At 71.9% G+C, this 17940-nt stretch carries 15 protein-coding genes; 5 read left to right on the top strand and 10 right to left on the bottom strand.

Going from position 1 to position 17940, the window contains the following annotated elements; genetic code table 11:
- Positions 1-4: 4 nt before the first annotated feature.
- The 3 genes from IFT79_RS03870 to IFT79_RS03880 all read left to right on the top strand — a co-directional run bounded on the left by IFT79_RS03870 (position 5) and on the right by IFT79_RS03880 (position 2950).
- Entirely contained in the window at positions 5-988 is a 984-nt protein-coding gene (locus IFT79_RS03870; RefSeq protein ID WP_056043448.1) for a branched-chain amino acid ABC transporter permease, read from the top strand.
- A gap of 43 nt (positions 989-1031) precedes the next feature.
- A complete protein-coding gene (locus IFT79_RS03875) occupies positions 1032-2147 on the top strand; it encodes an ABC transporter ATP-binding protein (protein ID WP_199859475.1) in 1116 nt (371 codons plus the stop codon).
- A gap of 80 nt (positions 2148-2227) precedes the next feature.
- Complete coding sequence (locus IFT79_RS03880) at positions 2228-2950, top strand: ABC transporter ATP-binding protein (RefSeq protein WP_043595993.1); 723 nt, start codon at positions 2228-2230, stop codon at positions 2948-2950.
- Between the two features lie 546 nt (positions 2951-3496).
- Here IFT79_RS03880 and IFT79_RS03885 read toward each other — a convergent pair.
- The 3 genes from IFT79_RS03885 to groES all read right to left on the bottom strand — a co-directional run bounded on the left by IFT79_RS03885 (position 3497) and on the right by groES (position 6455).
- The gene (locus IFT79_RS03885; protein WP_056043452.1) at positions 3497-4819 is read right to left on the bottom strand and encodes an ABC transporter substrate-binding protein; all 1323 of its coding nucleotides are present in this window, start codon (positions 4817-4819) and stop codon (positions 3497-3499) included.
- Between the two features lie 162 nt (positions 4820-4981).
- Positions 4982-5962: an EamA family transporter RarD gene (gene rarD, locus IFT79_RS03890; protein ID WP_192122950.1), complete on the bottom strand. Its 981-nt coding sequence runs from the start codon at positions 5960-5962 to the stop codon at positions 4982-4984.
- A 196-nt stretch (positions 5963-6158) separates the two neighbouring features.
- Entirely contained in the window at positions 6159-6455 is a 297-nt protein-coding gene (groES, locus tag IFT79_RS03895; protein ID WP_043595988.1) for a co-chaperone GroES, read from the bottom strand.
- A 144-nt stretch (positions 6456-6599) separates the two neighbouring features.
- Between groES and IFT79_RS03900 the strand changes: the two genes are divergently transcribed.
- On the top strand, positions 6600-7793 hold the full coding sequence (locus IFT79_RS03900; RefSeq protein ID WP_192122951.1) for a class I SAM-dependent methyltransferase: 1194 nt from the start codon (positions 6600-6602) through the stop codon (positions 7791-7793).
- Positions 7794-7943: 150 nt separating this feature from the next.
- Here the strand turns inward: IFT79_RS03900 and IFT79_RS16165 are convergent, their stop codons facing one another.
- From IFT79_RS16165 to IFT79_RS03930, 6 genes are all read right to left on the bottom strand, one after another.
- Positions 7944-9020: a DUF4190 domain-containing protein gene (locus IFT79_RS16165; protein ID WP_249407725.1), complete on the bottom strand. Its 1077-nt coding sequence runs from the start codon at positions 9018-9020 to the stop codon at positions 7944-7946.
- A 179-nt stretch (positions 9021-9199) separates the two neighbouring features.
- Positions 9200-9604 carry a DUF4190 domain-containing protein gene (locus IFT79_RS03910; protein ID WP_192122952.1) on the bottom strand — a complete coding sequence of 135 codons (405 nt, stop codon included), beginning with the start codon at positions 9602-9604 and terminating at the stop codon, positions 9200-9202.
- Positions 9605-9722: 118 nt separating this feature from the next.
- Positions 9723-10760, bottom strand: a complete 1038-nt coding sequence (gene tsaD / locus IFT79_RS16010; protein ID WP_173154850.1) for a tRNA (adenosine(37)-N6)-threonylcarbamoyltransferase complex transferase subunit TsaD — start codon at positions 10758-10760, stop codon at positions 9723-9725.
- Positions 10761-10828: 68 nt separating this feature from the next.
- The gene (rimI, locus tag IFT79_RS16170) at positions 10829-11362 is read right to left on the bottom strand and encodes a ribosomal protein S18-alanine N-acetyltransferase (protein WP_173153387.1); all 534 of its coding nucleotides are present in this window, start codon (positions 11360-11362) and stop codon (positions 10829-10831) included.
- A gap of 2 nt (positions 11363-11364) precedes the next feature.
- Positions 11365-12039, bottom strand: a complete 675-nt coding sequence (gene tsaB / locus IFT79_RS03925) for a tRNA (adenosine(37)-N6)-threonylcarbamoyltransferase complex dimerization subunit type 1 TsaB (protein WP_159824993.1) — start codon at positions 12037-12039, stop codon at positions 11365-11367.
- Positions 12040-12159: 120 nt separating this feature from the next.
- The gene (locus tag IFT79_RS03930) at positions 12160-14658 is read right to left on the bottom strand and encodes a right-handed parallel beta-helix repeat-containing protein (protein ID WP_192122953.1); all 2499 of its coding nucleotides are present in this window, start codon (positions 14656-14658) and stop codon (positions 12160-12162) included.
- A gap of 296 nt (positions 14659-14954) precedes the next feature.
- Between IFT79_RS03930 and IFT79_RS03935 the strand changes: the two genes are divergently transcribed.
- Entirely contained in the window at positions 14955-16271 is a 1317-nt protein-coding gene (locus IFT79_RS03935; protein ID WP_192122954.1) for a hypothetical protein, read from the top strand.
- Here the strand turns inward: IFT79_RS03935 and IFT79_RS03940 are convergent.
- A complete protein-coding gene (locus IFT79_RS03940; RefSeq protein WP_192122955.1) occupies positions 16219-17781 on the bottom strand; it encodes a glycosyltransferase family 39 protein in 1563 nt (520 codons plus the stop codon). The two genes, IFT79_RS03935 and IFT79_RS03940, sit on opposite strands and share 53 nt — an antisense overlap.
- Between the last annotated feature and the right edge of the window lie 159 nt (positions 17782-17940).

Raw genomic sequence — 17940 nt, forward strand, 5'->3', positions numbered from 1 at the left:
GACCATGTACTTCATCGAACTCCTGCGGGCGCTGAGCGCCGAGGCCCTCGCGCCCACGACGGCCGCCTTCGCCATCGCGGCGATCGGCCTGAACATCCACTTCGGCTTCACCGGCCTGATCAACATGGGCCAGGCGGCGTTCCTGCTGCTCGGTGCCTACGGTTTCGCCATCTCGATCAGCAACGGCCTGCCCCTCGGCCTCGCCGTCATCATCGCCCTGCTCTGCTCGTTGGTCTTCGCGCTCATCCTCGGCGTGCCGACGCTGAAGCTGAGGGGCGACTACCTGGCCATCGTCACCATCTGTTCGGCCGAGATCATCCGGTACGTGGGACGGTCGAGCATCCTGACGACCACGACGGGTGGCTCGAACGGCATCCCCGGGGCCTCGTACCGCGAGGCCTTCACCGCCCTCTCGCCGCTGCCCGACGGCCAGACGACGATCCTGTGGTTCACCTACGAGAACAACGGCGTCAACGGCTGGTGGATCCGCATCGCCGGCTGGAGCATCGTCGCCCTCCTCAGCCTCCTGGTCTTCCTGCTCAGCCGCAGCCCGTGGGGCCGTGTGCTCAAGGGCATCCGTGAGGACGAGGACGCCGTGCGCAGCCTCGGCAAGAACGTCTACTCGTACAAGATGCAGGCGCTCGTGCTCGGTGCGCTGATGGGGTCGCTCGCCGGCATCATCTACGTGCTGCCGAGCTCGGTGCAGCCCGACAGCATGGGACGGTCGATGACCTTCTTCATCTGGACGGCCCTGCTGCTCGGTGGTGCCGCCACCGTCTTCGGCCCGGTGCTCGGAGCGATCCTGTTCTTCGTCACCCGCCTGCTGGTGCGCACCCTCGCCGGCGACTTCATCCCGTCGAGCATCATGAACGGCCAGCAGGCCGAGCAGTTCTCGTACATCCTCGTCGGCATCGCCCTCATGCTGCTGATCATCTTCAGGCCACAGGGCATCCTCGGAAAGAAGAAGGAGTTGGCGTTCAGTGTCTGACACCTCGAGCACCACCAACGGACCGGCCCCGAGCGGCAGCACGCTGCCCCGCCGCGAGGGCTACGACTACGACCGCAGCGTCCTGCGTTCGAAGCTCACCACGGTCGAGCGGACCCCCGGGTCGGCCAAGCCCGACCCGATCCTCACGGTCGACAACGTCGTCCGACGCTTCGGCGGCATGACCGCCGTCGACGTCGGCCACGTCGAGGTGCAGCGCGGTGCCATCACGGCACTGATCGGCCCCAACGGCGCCGGCAAGACGACCTTCTTCAACCTGCTGACCGGCTTCGACAAGGCCTCGTCCGCCCCCACGGCGTTCAAGCGCAGCGGCCCGGGCGTCGCGAAGTGGGTGTTCGAGGGCAAGGCCATGGGCAACGTCGGCGCCGCCAAGGTCGCCCGCTCGGGCATGGTGCGCACGTTCCAGCTCACCAAGGCGCTCTCGCGGCTCACGGTCATGCAGAACATGCTGCTGGGCGCGAAGGACCAGCCCGGGGAGAACTTCTTCGTCGCGATCGTCGCGCCGCTCTGGCGCAAGCGCGAGCGCGAGATCGAGGCCAAGGCCGAGGACCTCCTCGCCCGGTTCAAGCTGCTCGAGAAGAAGGACGACTTCGCCGGCAGCCTCTCGGGCGGCCAGCGCAAGCTGCTCGAGATGGCCCGTGCCCTGATGAGCGACCCGGCCATGATCATGCTCGACGAGCCGATGGCCGGCGTGAACCCGGCGCTGACGCAGTCGCTGCTGGGGCACATCCAGAGCCTGCGCGACGACGGCACCACGGTGCTCTTCGTCGAGCACGACATGCACATGGTCCGCCACATCTCGGACTGGGTGATCGTCATGGCCGAGGGACGCATCGTGGCCGAGGGCCCGGCCGACACGGTCATGGACGACCAGGCCGTCATCGACGCCTACCTGGGCGCGCACCACGACACCGACCTGGGCGACGACTCGCTGCTCGACGACGCCACGCTCGAACAACTCGAAGAAGAGGTGGCACGCGAGGACGCGGCCCGCGCGGCCGAGGCGACCAGCGCCTCCTCGTCGACGGGCGGCGTCGCCGGACGCGACCTGCCCGGCGACCCCGACCCCTCGACCCCGCAGGCCACGAACGCGGCCGACGACCAGCTGTCCGACGGACGGCAGAGCGGAGACAAGCGATGAGCACGGCACAGGACGGCGCGGGCGCCACCACCGCGGCCAAGCACCCGGGCACCGAGAAGTTCGCGGGCGTCGAGCCGGTGATGAACGCGACGGACCTCGTCGCGGGCTACCTGCCCGGCGTCAACATCCTCAACGGGTGCGACCTCGTCTGCTACCCCGGCGAACTGATCGGCATCATCGGCCCGAACGGCGCCGGCAAGTCGACGCTTCTCAAGGCGCTCTTCGGCCAGGTCAAGATCCACTCGGGATCGGTCACGCTCGGTGGCACCGACATCACGAACCTCAAGGCCAACAAGCTGGTCGAGGCGGGCGTCGGCTTCGTCCCGCAGACCAACAACGTGTTCCCCTCGCTCACCATCGAGGAGAACCTGCAGATGGGCATGTTCCTGCGGCCCAAGAAGTTCGCCGAACGCCTCGAGGTCATCTACGACCTGTTCCCGGTGCTCGCCGACCGTCGCGGCCAGCGTGCCGGCTCGCTCTCGGGCGGTGAACGGCAGTCCGTCGCCATGGCCAGGGCCCTGATGATGGACCCGAAGGTGCTGCTGCTCGACGAGCCGTCCGCCGGCCTGTCGCCCGTGCGCCAGGACGAGACGTTCATCCGCACCCGCCGCATCAACAAGGCCGGCGTCTCGGTGATCATGGTCGAACAGAACGCCCGCCGCTGCCTGCAGATCTGTGACCGCGGCTACGTCCTCGACCAGGGCCGCAACGCCTACTCGGGCACCGGCCGCGAGCTGGCCGACGACCCCAAGGTCATCGAGCTCTACCTCGGCACCCTGGCGAAGGACGTCGACGCGTCCTGACGCCCCCGGTGGTGCCTTGAGGCCCCGATCACGCCCTGGCGTGGTCGGGGCCTCGTGCGTGCGTCCGGCGCCGGGGGCCGGGCGCCGGGCGCCGGCGTCTGGCGCCGGGCGCTGGCGTCGGGCGCCGGCGTCGGGGACGCGGGTGCTGCGCGCCGCGTTTCGTGCAGCGCACCCGGTCTCGACGCGGTGCAGTGCACGAAACGCGGTGCGGAGGGAGTGCGACGCCACGCCCGGTGGGGCCAGGGGACGAGGAGGCGCGGCCCCGGTGGGCGCGGACGTCGCGACCGTCCTGCGGCCCGCCTCCGCGCCTCCCTGGCACGCAGAAGGGCCTTGGCGCCGGGACGTGCCGTCGTGCACACCGCGTTTCGTGCACCGCACCCCGTCTCGACGCGGTGCGGTGCACGAAACGCGGTGTGACGAGGTGTGGGGCGGGGCGGACAGGTGCTGGGCCGGGGCCGGGGCCGAGACCCGACACGGCACCTCCCCGGCACGCCGAAGGGCCCGGCACGATGACTCGTGCCGGGCCCCGGGTGGTGCGAGGTGCCGTTATTCGACCTTGCCCTCGATGCCGGTCTGGTAGACGGGCTTGTTGTCGTCGTCGAACGTGTAGACGCCGATCGAGGCGGACGACGGGTCGTTGTTGTCGTTGAACGCTCCGATGCCCGAGGGGCCGGTGTAGTGGATGTCGTCACCGGCGTCGAGCGCGGTCTTGCAGTCCGCGTACGTCGTGCACTCGGTGCCGCCGTCCGCTCCGGAGACCGCGGCCATGTTGGCCTGGATCGTCCCGGCGTCGGTGCCGCCACCGGCCTGTGCCGCGAGAGCGGTCAGGATGACGGCGTCGTACGACTCGGCCGCGTACGAGAAGTCGGCCAGGTCGCCGCCCTCGCTCGCCTTGTAGCCGGCCACGAGCTTCGACTTGAAGTCGGCGCTCGCGTCGGCACCAGGGATCGTGCCCTTGGCGCCCGCGAGGGTGCCGGGCTCGAAGTCGGCGCTGTAGTCGGCCGTGTTGCCGTCGGACATGTAGACCTTGCTCATGTCCCAGCCCTGGCTCTTCAGCTCGGGCACGATCGACTTGGTCTCGTCGAAGGCCAGGATGACGATCGCGTCGGGCTCGGCGGCGATGGCCGCCGACACCTCGGACGAGAAGGTGGTCTGACCGGGAGGGAACTCTTCGCCCTTGCCGGTGCCGCCGTACACGACGGTGCCGCCCGAGCTCTCGATCGACTTCTGCGTCGAGTCGCGCAGACCCGTGCCGTAGGTGTCGTTGAAGACGAGGAACGCGACGTTGGCGTTGCCGTCGGCCGTGATCTGCTGGCCGAGCGCCGAGCCCTGCACCGAGTCCGGCGGAGCGGTGCGGTAGTAGTAGGACGAGTAGCCACTGAGCGAGCTCGCCGTGTTGGCGGGCGAGATCTCGATGATGCAGTTGCTGGTGAGCTGGTCGACCACGTTGAGCGTGACGCTCGACGACTCGGCACCGAGCACGACGGGCACCTTGGCGTCGATCAGCTGCGTCGCGGCGTTGCTCGACACGGTCATGTCGTTGCTGTCGCCCGAGTCGGTGCTGGTCGAGATCTCGGCCGGCTGGTCGAGCACGCCGCCGGCGGCGTTGATGTCGCTGATGGCCAGGTTGGCGCCCGCGATGGCGGGCGGGCCGAGGTAGGCCAGGGTTCCGGTCAGCGGCAGCATGGTGCCGATCGCGAAGGGATCGGTGCTGGGCGTCCCGACCTCGCACTTGGCGGCGGGATCGGCCTTGGCCGACGACGACGACGAGGCGTCGTCAGAGGGAGATGCCGTCGAACAGGCAGCGAGCAGCACGGAGGCTGCGCCGGCGAGAGCCAGTGCTCGGAGGGCGGTGCTGGATCGGATCATCCGTGGAACCCTTTCGTGGACAGCGGCAGTGCAGCCCGACCGGTGGCGGTCGAACCTGCCGCGATTGGTCCGAAACTAGGGGTCGAATGTTTCTGGCGTGTGTTCTCGACGTCAAAGTGACGTTTCGTTAGCCATTCGTGACTTTGCGAGGGATGGTCGCTTCTAGGTGGTCGGGGCCACGGCGAGGGGCCGGCGTGATCGTCGCCCTGCACGGACCATGTCGACGGTCAGCACGATCGACGCGACCCAGACGATGGCGAAGCCGACCCACCGCGCGGTCGACATGTGCTCGCCGAGCACGACGACCCCCACGACGAACTGCAGCACGGGGGCGACGTACTGGGTCAACCCCACGGTCGTCAGGGGCAACCGACGCGTCGCCGAGGCGAAGAGCAACAGGGGCACGGCCGTGATCACGCCCGTGCCGATCGTGGCGAGGGTGTGCCCGACGCTCACGGTGCCGAGCACGACGCCGCCGCCGAGGCCCGTCACGTGCAGCACGATCAGGGTGACGGCCGCGAAGGGTGCGATCCAGAGCGTCTCGAGCGTGAGCCCGCCGACCGCGTCGACCCGACCGCCGACCTGCTTCTTGACCAGGCCGTAGAGCCCGAACGAGAACGCGAGGACGAGCGAGATGAACGGCGGCCGGCCCGCCCCGACGGCGATCACGAGGACGGCGACGGCGCTCAGCCCGACGGCCACCCACTGGGTCGTGCGGAGACGCTCGCGCAGCACGACCACGCCGAGCAGGACGGTGACGATCGGGTTGATGAAGTACCCGAGCGCCGCCTCGACCACGTGCCCGCTGAGCGTCGCCGAGATGAAGACCGTCCAGTTCACGACGATGAACGCGCCGGCCACCCCCATGGTGGCCACCAGGCGCGGCTGTCGCAGCAGGGCCAGGAACGAGCGCAGCGCCCCCGTCACGACGAGCAGCACCGCGCAGAAGACGAGCGAGAAGAGCACCCGCCAGGCGACGATCTCGAACGGGCCGGCCGGGGCCAGCAGCAGGAAGTACACCGGCAGGACGCCCCAGAGCCCGTAGGCCCCCAGGGCGTAGGCGAGGCCCGCCCCGCCGGCCCCGTCGACGCCGAGCCCCGAGGTCGGGGCGGAGGGGGACGAGGAGGCGCGGGTCGAGGTCACCAGGCGACTCTAGGTGGCTGCGCCCGCCGCCGGAACGGCCACTCCTGCCACCGTGGATCGATCGACGGACGACGACGCCTGGGGACGGGCCCTCGTCGGCCGGCACGGTGCCGACACGGAGAAGGCCCCTGCCGGAGCAGGGGCCTTCGGGATGGCGACCGGGGTCGCGGAGCACGGCCGGAGCCGTGCCGGGGTGCTAGCGGACGATGACCGCCAGGACGTCGCGGGCCGAGAGCACGAGGAGGTCTTCTCCGCCGTACTTCACCTCGGTTCCGCCGTACTTGCTGTAGATGACCTTGTCGCCGGTGGCGACGTCGAGCGGCACGCGGTTGCCGTTGTCGTCGATGCGGCCCGGGCCGACCGCCACCACTTCACCCTCTTGGGGCTTCTCCTTGGCGGTGTCGGGGATCACGAGACCCGAAGCAGTGGTCTGCTCGGCTTCGACCTGACGAATGACGATGCGATCTTCGAGCGGCTTGATGCTGACCGACACGGGTGACCTCTTCTTTCTCGGTGCTACGAAAACATGGGGGCTGGCACTTGCCGGGGGCGAGTGCCAGAACAACTGTAGGACGAGACTGGCACTCGGTCAATCCGAGTGCCAACGCGTCTGCCCGCGTGCGTCACACTGGACGACATGGATTCCTCCGAGCTGCTCGAAGTCCTCTCGCCCGAGGGGCTGCGGCTGCTCGACTCGCTGCCGGCGGGCGGCACCTCCGGTGACGACGTCGTCGGCACGGTGGCCGCGTTGCGCAAGCAGGGCCATTCCCCCGCCCTCGTGTCGGCGGTGCTCACACAGGCCCGGCTCCGCGGCCGGGCCGTGGCCAAGTTCGGCGAGTTCGCGAGCCGCATGCTGTTCACCGACGCGGGCCTCGAACAGGCCACGCGCCTCCCGGTCGCCGCCCGCCACGCCGGACGCTACGCCGCGGCGGGGATCGGCAGCGTCGCCGACCTGGGCTGCGGCATCGGGGGCGACGCCCTGGCCTTCGCCGCACTCGACCTCGACGTGCTCGCCGTCGACCGCGACGAGGTGACCGCGGCCGTCGCCTCGTACAACCTCGCGCCGTGGCCGTCGTCACGGGTCGAGCAGGGGGACGCCGCCACGACCGACCTCGCAGGCGTCGAGGGGGTCTTCCTCGACCCGGCGCGACGGACGTCCGGCCACACCGCCACCAAGCGCCTCGCCGATCCGGCCGACTGGTCCCCCGGCCTCGACGTCGCCTTCGGCTTCGCCGACCGCCTGCCCACCGGGGTCAAGCTCGGTCCGGGCGTCGACCGCGAGCTGCTGCCGACGGACGCCGAGTGCCAGTGGATCTCGGTGGACCGCGACGTGGTCGAGGTGGGCGTGTGGTTCGGGCCGCTCGCGCGGCCGGGAGTGGGCCGGTCCGCCCTGGTGATCAGCGCCTCCGGGGCGTCGGAGCTGACGGCCGCCGCCGACTCGGACGACGTCGACCCGGGCGACCTCGGCGAGTACCTCTACGAACCCGACGGCGCCGTGATCCGGGCACGCCTCATCGGCGACCTGGCCCGCTCGATCGACGCCCGGATGATCAGTCGCGACATCGCCTGGTTGACGACGGAGGCGCGGGTCGAGACCCCCTTCGCACAGGGATTCCGCGTGCTCGAGACGTTCCCGCTCGACGAGCGGACGCTGAAGCGCGAGCTGCGGGCCCGGGGCATCGGGCGACTCGAGATCAAGAAGCGCGGAGTCGACGTCGACCCCGCGACGTTCCGCAAGCGACTCTCGTTGCAGGGGACCGGGTCGGCGACCCTCGTCCTCACCCGGGTCGCGGGGCGGCACACCGCCCTGCTCTGCGAGCGCCTGGTCTGACGCCGGGCGGGACGCGAGAGCGGCGGGTCTCGCTGCTGCCCGACCCCCGCCGTCGCGCCTTCGTGGTGACGCACGAGTGGGCAGAAGACGCTTCTCGCCCCTGCGGCGACGCCTCCTGCCCACTCGTGCCCCACCGGGGTGGGGCCGGGCTCAGTACCCGCCGTAGTAGTCGGAACCCGACGAGAAGTCGGCGATGAAGAGGCCGAAGGCGATCCAGCCGATCACGATGAGCACGACGCCGGCGTAGCCGACGATGAGCCCGGTGAGCCAGAACCCCCTCGCGTGACGCTCACGCGACATGCCCAGGTGCCCGAGCACGATGCCCGCGATGGACGCCACGATCGAGAGCCCGAAGGTGAAGGGCGCGAGCACGAGACCGGCGATGGAGCCGATCATCGCCAGGAGGCTGAGGAGGCGCGGGGGCTGTGCGGCGCCGGCCGAGGCGTACGGCGGGTAGGGCGAGCCGTAGGCCTGCTGGCCGTACGCTCCGCCGGGCTGGCCCTGCTGGCCGTACGGCTGCTGGCCGTAGGGCTGCTGGCCGTAGGGCTGCTGACCGTACTGTCCGACGGGCTGACCCTGCTGGCCGAAAGACTGCTGACCGAACGACTGCTGACCGTACGGCGCACCGGACTGCCCGGAGGGCTGCTGCCCCTGGGGCTGTTGGCCGTAGCCCTGGGGCTGGCCGTACCCCGGCTGCTGGCCCTGAGGCTGGCCTTGGCCCGAGGGCTGCCCCTGTGGCTGCCCGTAGCCAGGTCGCTGACCCTGAGGCTGCTGGCCGTACCCCGGCTGCTGGCCGTACCCCGGCTGCTGCCCGTAGCCCTGCGGCCGGTTCTGCGCCTGCTGCCCGTAGCCCTGCTGCCCGTACCCCGCCGGCGGCTGTGCACCCGGCTGGCCGTAGGGCGGCCGGGGCGGCTGAGGAGCACCCGGCGGGACCTGCCCCGGACGGGACTGCGGCGCCGGGGCGCCCTGGGGTGCCCCGTACGGCGCCGACCCCGTCGGCGGCACGCCGGCCCCGGCGTAGGGCGACGACGCGGGCGGCTGGGACGACGGCTGCTGGGACGCGGCTCCCGGGAAGGCGGTGGGAGGCAGCGGCGGTGAGGCGGTGGCCCCGTCGCCACCCTCGGTCGGGCGCGTAGGGGGCGCGGTGGGTGCCGCGGGCGGCGTCGGAGCCGAGGGCGCGGTCGGCGCCGAGGACGGCTTCTCGGGGGTGGTGTCGTCGGTGGCCATCAGCTGCCTTTCGCGAGCGGTGCGTCGGTCGTGCCATCGGGGCGGCCGGTCACACCCGTGACGGTCGCGTCCCGGGACACGAAAGGGCCCGCACCGTCCGGTGCGGACCCCGTCATGCTAGCGAGGCCGCCGATGAGCGGCCCCTGGGAGGCGTCGCCCATGGGGGCGCGCCCGCGGCCTCAGGAGTTGTAGCTGCCGTCGTAGAGGTCGGGGTTGCTGGCGATCGCACCGAACACGACGAAGAGCAGGATGATCGTCAGGATCGTCAGCGCCACGACGACGTAGCCGAGGATGAGCCCCGTCAGGGCCATCCCCCGGCCCTCTTCGCCCCGCTTCTTGATCTGGCTCAACGCCATGTGGCCGGTGACGATGGCACCGATGGCCGTGATCGAGGTCACGAAGCCCGCGATGCCGAGGATCATCGACACGAGGGCGAGGGTGTTGCGCTGACCGGGACGAGCGCCGTTCTGCCCCTGGTACGAGGGCTGACCACCGGAGGGCTGCCCCGGGTAGGCCGGCTGCTGGCCCTGGTAGGGGTTCTGCGGCGAGGGCTGGCCGTGGGGCGTGGGGTTCTGGTCGGTCATCGGAGACGTCCTTCTGCTGAGGGTCGGCCGGTGACGGCCGCGGTCGGTCGAGCGCCCATGCTATCGGCGACCCATGACCGGCGACCGGGGGCCGGTCGCCCGGGCCCCGCAGCGGGGTTCAGACGGCCTGGACCGTCGTCACGGGCAGCGTCGAGTCGGCCCCGAAGTCGAGAGGCGAGGGCGCCCGACCCCGCGACACGAGCTCGGCACCGAGTGCCGCGATCATGGCGCCGTTGTCGGTGCAGAGCGAGAGGGGCGGCACGCGCAGCTCGACCCCGGCCGCCGCGCAGCGTTCGGCCGCGAGCTCGCGCACGCGGGCGTTGGCGACGACTCCCCCGCCGAGCAGCAGGCGGGGGACGCCCCGGTCGGCGCAGGCCGCGAGGGCCTTGGTGAGCAGGACGTCGGCGACGGCCTCGCGGAAGCTGGCGGCGACGTCGGCGACGGGCACCGCGCCTCCTTCGCTGCGACGCTGTTCGACCCAGCGGGCGACGGCCGTCTTCAGCCCCGAGAACGAGAAGTCGTACCGGTGCTTCGCGAGGTCCTTCGGGAGGGTCAGCCCGCGCGGGAAGCGGACGGCCCTCGGGTCGCCGCCTTCGGCGACGCGGTCGATCTGCGGCCCGCCGGGGTAGGGCAGGCCGAGCAGGCGGGCCACCTTGTCGAACGCTTCACCCGCGGCGTCGTCGATCGTCTCGCCGAGCAGTTCGACGTCGTCGACGAGGTCGCGCACGTGCAACAACGAGGTGTGACCGCCCGAGACGAGCAGCGCGATGGTCGGCAACTCGAGTTCGCTGCCGTCGGCGCGGAGCACGTCCGCCCCGACGTGGCCGACGAGGTGGTTCACGGCGTAGAGGGGCTTGCCCGTCGCCAGGGCGAGGGCCTTGGCGGCACCGACGCCGACCATGAGCGCCCCGGCGAGCCCGGGTCCGCTCGTCACGGCGATCGCGTCGAGCTCGGCCGTCGTCACGCCGGCCTCGGCGAGCGCTGCGGCGAGGGCGGGCTCGAGCGCCTCGAGGTGTGCGCGCGCGGCGACCTCGGGCACGACGCCGCCGTAGCGGGCGTGCTCGTCCATCGACGACGAGATGACGTTGGCGAGGAGGGTGCGTCCGCGGACGATGCCGATGCCGGTCTCGTCGCAGCTGGTCTCGATGCCGAGCACGAGGGGCTCGCGGACGGCGGGCTCGGCGGCCGCCTGCTCGGCGGCGGACGAGGAGGCGCGGGTCGCGGTCACGGGCGGACGTCCTGTTCGTCGAGGGGCACGTCGTCGATCGGCTCGAGGGGGCCCGCGGTGGTCTCGGTGACGGCCGGCGGGACGCGCAGTCGCATGACGACGGCGTCGACCCCGTCGGGCATGTAGTACCGGGCACGGACGGCGATGCGCTCGAAGCCGAGCGTCTCGTAGAGGTGCTGCGCCCCGGGGTTGTCGGCCCGCACCTCGAGGAACACCTCGCGCACCCCGCCGTGACGGGCCTCGGTGAGCAGCTGGGTCAGCATCGCCCGTCCGAGCCCGCGCCCCTGGTGCTCGGCGAGGACGGCGATGGTCTGGATGTCGGCCTCAGGAGCCCCCTTCAGCGCCAGCATGCCCGCGTAACCGATGACGGTGGTGTCGTCGCCCTCGGCCGTGGCGACCAGGTAGCGACCGCCGGGGGCGGTGAGCTCGTGCGTCATGCTCGCCCGCGACCAGGCGTCGGTGAGGAACGTCGACGTCTCGATGGCCATGATGCCGTCGAGGTCGTCGAGGGTGGCCGTGCGCAGCAGCACGCTCACTGCGTGACCGGCTTCGGGCCGGCCGACGGGGTGACGTCGGGTTCGCGCAGGTACAGCGGCTCGGCGGCGGCGAAGGCGCGGCCGTGCTCGAAGAGCCGCTCGGCGAGCATTCCCAGCGCGGCCGCCGAGACCGTCGTCGCGTCGGGGTCGGTGCGCGGCCAGGACGAGGAGGCGCCGGTCGCCTCGTCGAGGTCGGCCGGCCTCACGAGGGCGGGGCGGGCCACCAGCACGGGCAGGCCGTCGTCGTCGAGCCCCGACCACGAGCTGTGTGCCACCTCGCGGCGACGGGCGTCCGTGACGACGACGAGCGGCGAGTCGACGGACCCGCCGGCGGTGCCGACGGAACGGCCCGCCGCCGCCGAGAGCCGTTCGAACGCGACGGCGTCGTGGCTGCCGACGGAGAGGCACGGCACCCCGGCACCGAAGGCGAAGGCCCGGGCGGCGGCGATGCCGACGCGCAGGCCGGTGAAGGGGCCCGGGCCCCGACCGGCCACCACGGCCGAGAGCTCGGACGGGGTCACGCCGGCCTCGCGCAGGGCGTCGTCGATCAGACGGCCGATCACCTCGGCGTGTCGCCGGGTGTCGGCGACCGTGTGCTCGGCGAGGACGCCGCCGTCGCGGTCGACGACGGCGACGGACGAGCCGGCGGAGGTGTCGATGGCCAGGATCACGGGGTCAATCGTAGGCGGTGTCGACGAGGCGACCCGCGCCTCCTCGACCGGTCGCCCGATCGACCCAGGACCGGACGCGACGACGCCCGGCACCACGAGGTGCCGGGCGTCGTCGGTCGATCAGAAGGCGCCGATGCGGCGGGCGGTCCCGGGTTGCCCGAGGAGCGCCGCGACGTCCGCCGGCAGGGTGGACACGATGCCGAGCGACGAGGCGAGCAGGCTGCCCATGCCGCCGAGGTCGAGCGCCCCGGACGTCTCGACGTTGCGCCACGATCCGTTCTTTGCCGACAGGGCGGCGACCGAGTCGAGACGAGTCACGGTCTTGTTGTCCCCGGCTCCCCAGCCGACGAGCGTCGCCTGCGCCGTGGTGCGTCGCTGGTTGAAGGCGTTGCCCGTCACCGTGATGCCCATGGAGTCGGCCGACCGGTTCGTCTTGCCGTCGAGGACGAAGATCTGGTACGAACCACCACTGCCGAAGGCGTTGTTGGCGATGGTGATCTTGCCCGTCACCCAGGTCACCGTCGGGTCGGGCAACGGACGGCGACGGTCCTGGCCGGTGGAGGCCGTGGCCTGCCGACGTTCGTCCTGCGTGACCTTGATGCCGAACTGGCTGAAGCCGCCGATCGAGTTGTTGTAGACGCGGACGTCGTCGGTGTTGAAGATCTGCAGTCCGGCCTTGCCGCCCGTGATGGTGTTGCCGGCGACGACGGCCTTGCTCGAGAGCTCGAGCTGGATGCCCGTCCACTCGTTGCCCTCGGCCGTGTTGCCGATGACCTTGCTGTCGTAGACGGACTCGTCGAGCCAGAGACCCGAGCTGTAGTTGCGGCTGATGTCGTTGTTCGACACGGTGACGCCGCGTGATCGCGTGATCTTGATGCCGCCCGAGACCGGCGCCTCCTTGAAGCGCTGCCAGTTGTTCTGACGGATCACCGAGTCGGTGATGCTCAGGTCGTACGAGGCGTTGGTGCCGATGCCGAGCAGGCCGCTGCGCTCGACCGTCAGCTTCGACAGGGTGCCACCGTTGTTCTCGAGGTTGATGCCGATCATGGCGTTGTCCTGGATCACGAGGTTCTCGGCCGTCGCCCCGGTGTTGCCCAGGCGGATGGCGCCTCGCTCGGCGTAGGGAGTCGCGTATCCCCGGACGCCGAAGCCACGAACCGTCGTGTCGGGCGACTGCACCCAGATGGCCTGGGCCTTGTTGCTGATGCGGATCGAGTGACCGGCCGGGTCGCTGCCGATCAGCATGCGGCCGGAGCCCGGGTCGGCCGCGAAGGTGCCCGGGACGAGACGGTCGGGAGTCACCTGGGTGAGCTGCACCCCGTCGAGGAAGACCTGGTCGGGACGCGCGGCGAGCGGGAAGGACGGCGACACGAAGCGGGGGTTGTCCGCCACGTTGTCCATGACCGACGACGGGAACGCCGACCACGGGGTGCTCCACCCCGAACCCGACCGCGACCACGACGTGACCGGGACGGAGCCGTCGAGCCAGACGGCCTCGCGGGGGTAGGACTGGATCGTGACCTTCTTCTGGAAGGGCACGACGACGCTCTCGTTGTAGGTGCCGGCACGGAGGACGATCGTCGCCCCGGACTTCGCCTTGGCGACGGCTGCCGCGAGGGTGCGCAGCGGCGCCGCCTGCGTCCCGGCCGCGCCGTCGTCGCCCGACGGCGACACGACGATCGCGCCCGAGGGAACGGGGTAGGAGGCCGAGCCGACCGGGAGCGAACCCCGCGAGCCGACGGGAGCGACCTCGGGCGCGGGTGCCGGAGCAGGTGCAGGAGCAGGTGCAGGAGCAGGTGCAGGCGTCGGCGTCGGCGTCGGCGTGGGCGTCGGCGTGGGCGCCGGCGTGGCGTCCGACGGGCTGCCGATGACGACGAGGTCGTCGAACGACGTGCTCGAGCGGGCCGTGTTGCCGGCGCTGGCGTACTGCCAGAGGCCCACGGACCCGCCCTGCGAGACGCGGTCCGCCGCAGAGTCCGAGACGGCGAGCTGCCAACCCGGCTCGGCGGAACCGTCGACCCAGGCCTTGCCCTTGAGGGCGACGGCGGTCGTGCCCTCGGCACGGAACGAGACGGCCAGGGTCGAACCCGGAGTCACGCTGGCGGGAAGGGCGACGCGGCCGAGCAGGGTCTCGCCGGACTTCTTCACCTTGGTCACCGCGAGGGCCACCTTGCCCGAGCTGCCCGACTCCAGTCGGCCTCGGTAGGCGGAGCCGTCACCCTGGCGACGGAGCTCCCAGCCCTGGTAGAAGCCGGCCTTGGTCTTCGGCAGGGAGACCGTGCCCTCGACCTCGACGTCCTTGACCGACACGCTCGCGAGGGTCGCCGTCGCGGTCGAGCCGGGAGCGAGGTCCGAGATGGTGGAGGTGCCGGACCCGACCGTGAAGGACGCCTTCGACGGACCGGACCAGGTCGACCAGGCCCCTCCCTTGTCGGCGGACCCCCAACCGGTGGTCGACGTGCGCGCCGACGAGTCGGTGGCGACCGTGGTCGGGGCCGCGGAGGCGCTGGTGACCGGGACGAGGACCCCGGCCACGACGGCGAGGGCCGTCGCCAGGGCACCCACGGCGGTGCGGACGCGGACGGGCGGAGAGAGGCGGTGCTCGGGGGCGCTGGGCATCGTCACTGCTTTCATCAAGGGAAGGTGTGGGCGATCCCGCGACATGCCTCGGGGACGGAGGCTCGTGCGAGAGGAAGAACACCACGCCGTGCCCCCAGGACGGGGGCTTGCGCGGGATGGATCTGAGGGGACGGAATCTCACCCGGTCAGGACAAGAGGTGATCTTGTTACATTCACGCGTACTCCGCAAGGGGGCGTCAGCCCCCAACAAGGTGGCTCCCCCTCGGGTGTCGGCACTGTGGGGGACACCAGGACGGGGGTCGTCGAGGTCGCGGGCGTCGCCTAGAGTTCGTCCCATGACGCTGCTCCGAGCCGCCCCGTCGGCGCCGGCGGCCGGCCGTCCCGAGCGGTCCCGCGCCTCCCCCGGCGACGCGCGCGCCTGGGTCCGGGCGATCGCCGCCGCCGCGCTCGTCGTGCTCGGCATGCGCTTCACCCTGCCGCAGGGCATGCAGGCGGGTTTCGTCGTGGCCGCCCTGCTGCTGCCCGTGTGGTGGGGCTCGCTGCGGCGCCACCACTGGGGGGTCGCGTTCATGGTGGCGGGCCTCCTGGCCGTCGCGCTCGGGCTCTGGCTGGGCGTCGCCAACTCGGGGGACCACGTCTCGTCGTCGCCCTCCACGGTGCCGATGACGGTCATCCTCCTCGGGACCCTCCTCGGCGTCGGCCTCTTCTTGTGGGGAACGGAGGTCCTGACGCCCGAGCGGGCCGTCCTCTGGTTCGGCATCGGCTTGGCGTTGGGCTTCAGCACGGGCACACCGCTCTTCGCGAGCAACCCCTGGAAGTTCGGGTTCGCCCTGCCGGTGACGGTCATCGCCCTCGCCCTCGCCACCCGGTACGGACGCCGGTGGGAACTGGCCGTCCTGCTCGCCCTGACGATCGTCGCCGCGCTCAGCGACTTCCGCTCGGCGTTCGGCCTGTTGCTCCTCGCGGCGTTGCTGGTCTTCGCCCAGCTGGCGATCGTCCGCCCGCACCGGCGCCCGTCGGCCGCCGCCGTCCTGATCGGGCTCGGCGTCCTCGGGGTCGTGGTCTTCCAGCTCGGTCAGGCCCTCATCCTCGACGGCTACCTCGGCCTCGCGACCCAGTCGCGCAGCGTGGAGCAGCTCAGGGTGTCGGGCTCCCTCATCCTGGGCGGGCGCCCCGAGCTCGCGGCCACCGCCGCCCTGATGGAGCACCACCCCTGGGGCTTCGGGGCCGGCGTCGTCCCGACGGCGGGCGACATCCAGATCGCCAAAGAGGGCATGAGCAGCATCGGGTACCAACCCGACAACGGCTACGTCGAGCGGTTCATGTTCGGCGGGCACTTCGAGCTGCACTCGGTCGTCGGCGACCTCTGGGCGCAGTCGGGCGTGGTCGGGCTCGTGCTGTCCGCCGTCGTCCTCGGCGTCCTCGGGGTCGGCGTCGTCCGTCGCATCGCGGACGGCACCGCCAGCGGCATCTTGCTCTACACCGCGGCGCAGAGCAGCTGGAACCTCTTCTTCGCGCCGTTCTACAGCGCGTTCCCGACCCTGGTCGTCGCCTTGGCCCTGGCATTCGTGCCGGTGGCCCGCGACGGGATCGACCGGTTCAGGGTCGGCGCCACTCCTCGACTGCCGTCATCCCGCCAGCCCACCGGCTGACGACCTCGAAGCCGGCGGTCTCGAGGACGACGTCGTCGGCGCGGGCCGTGGGCTCGTCGGCGGGCTCGACGACCCAGAGGCGGTCGACCGCGTCGAGCCTCGCCTCCGGCGAGCCGAGGGGCCAGGCCGTCCCCCGCAGGCTGTCCTGGTCGACGGGCCGGCTGCGGACCGTGACGTCGACGAGACCGTCGAAGGCATCCGGGTAGACGACGGCGACGTTGGACGTCGACCGCTCGACGACCCGAGGCGGATCGGCGTCGAGAGGCGCGAAGTAGACCCCGTCGCCGGGCCGCGCGCCCCGCTCGACCACCGCTGCCGCCTCGGACCAGTCGGTGCCGCTCTTCCCCGTGACCTGACGTTGCGACAGCCAGACCGGGACGCACAGGGCGACGATCACGGCGAGGGCGACCACCCGGGCGCCACGGTGGCGGAGTGCGGTCACGCCGACTCCGACCAGCGCCGCGCACGCCGGCGCCGCGAAGGTGAAGTAGCGGGGGTTGTAGAGCGGGCTCACCAGCAGGCTGTAGCCGACCACGACGGCGGTGGGCACGACGAGCACGGGGACGAGGACCCACAGCGGCCCGGCACGACGGCCGCGCACCCCGGCGACGATCGCAGCCGCCATCGCGATCCACCCCACGAGGGCCAGGGCCAGGGAGGCGAGCGCCCAGGGCTCGGTGGGCGACGCCGTCGAGTCCACGCGCGTGGGGGTCCCCCCGAGGAACCACTGGTTGACCACGATCCCCCGCGCGATCTGCACGAGACCCAGGTCGTTGTCGCCCAGTTGCCCCTGCTGACCGGCGGCCAGCAGCACCACCGGCGACGCCACGAGACCGCCCGCCGCGGCGGAGGCGAGCCAGGCCAGGCGGCGCCTCACCGGGACCCGACGCCAGGCGGCCACGGTCACGGCGTGGGCGACGGCCAACAGGGCGACGTAGATGTTGAGGGCGGTACCCACCCCGACGAGGGCGGCGTACCCGATCCACCGCGCCGCACCTCCTCGGTTCAGCGCGACGACGAGCAGGACGGTCGCCCACACGGCCACGGCCGCGCTGGGCCCGAAGGAGCGCGCCTCGATCCCCATCCAGGTGATGCGCGGCAGCACGACGGCGACCACCGCACCCGCGACGGCGGCGTCCCGGCGTCCGAGCACGACAAGCAGCCGGTGCACGCCGACGACGGCGACTCCGGCCGCGACCGCGCTCGGGAGGCGGAGAGCCACCGGGGAGGTCCCGGCGACGGTCGTCCAGACGTGCATCAGCAGGTAGTAGGCGGCGTGCACGGCGTCGATGCGTTGGACGAGGGCCCAGAGCTCGGGGAGGCTGCGGGTGGCCGCCGAGACCGTCGCGGCCTCGTCGGTCCACAGCGACACCGTCGACGAACCGACCAGCGCCACGGCGGTGCCGGCGAGACCCAGCGCCAGCGGGACGCCGATCGAGGAGGCGCGAGGTCGTCTTGAGGACGCCGTGGACCCGGCCGGGCGGGTCGTCGTCGGGGTGGTGGTCGTCATGGCCGTCCTCGTGCGTGCCGACCGCGAGCCCTCGCCTCGTGGACGAGGGAGAGGGCGACCGGACCGACGGGTCGGGTGCGGGTGGCCCGGAGTGCTGGCATGCTAGCAGCGGCCCTGGACCCCACCGGCGTCCGGCGGGACGGGCCACCCGACCGAGGA

The sequence above is a fragment of the Frigoribacterium sp. CFBP 8759 genome (assembly GCF_014841655.1).
GTDB lineage: Bacteria > Actinomycetota > Actinomycetes > Actinomycetales > Microbacteriaceae > Frigoribacterium.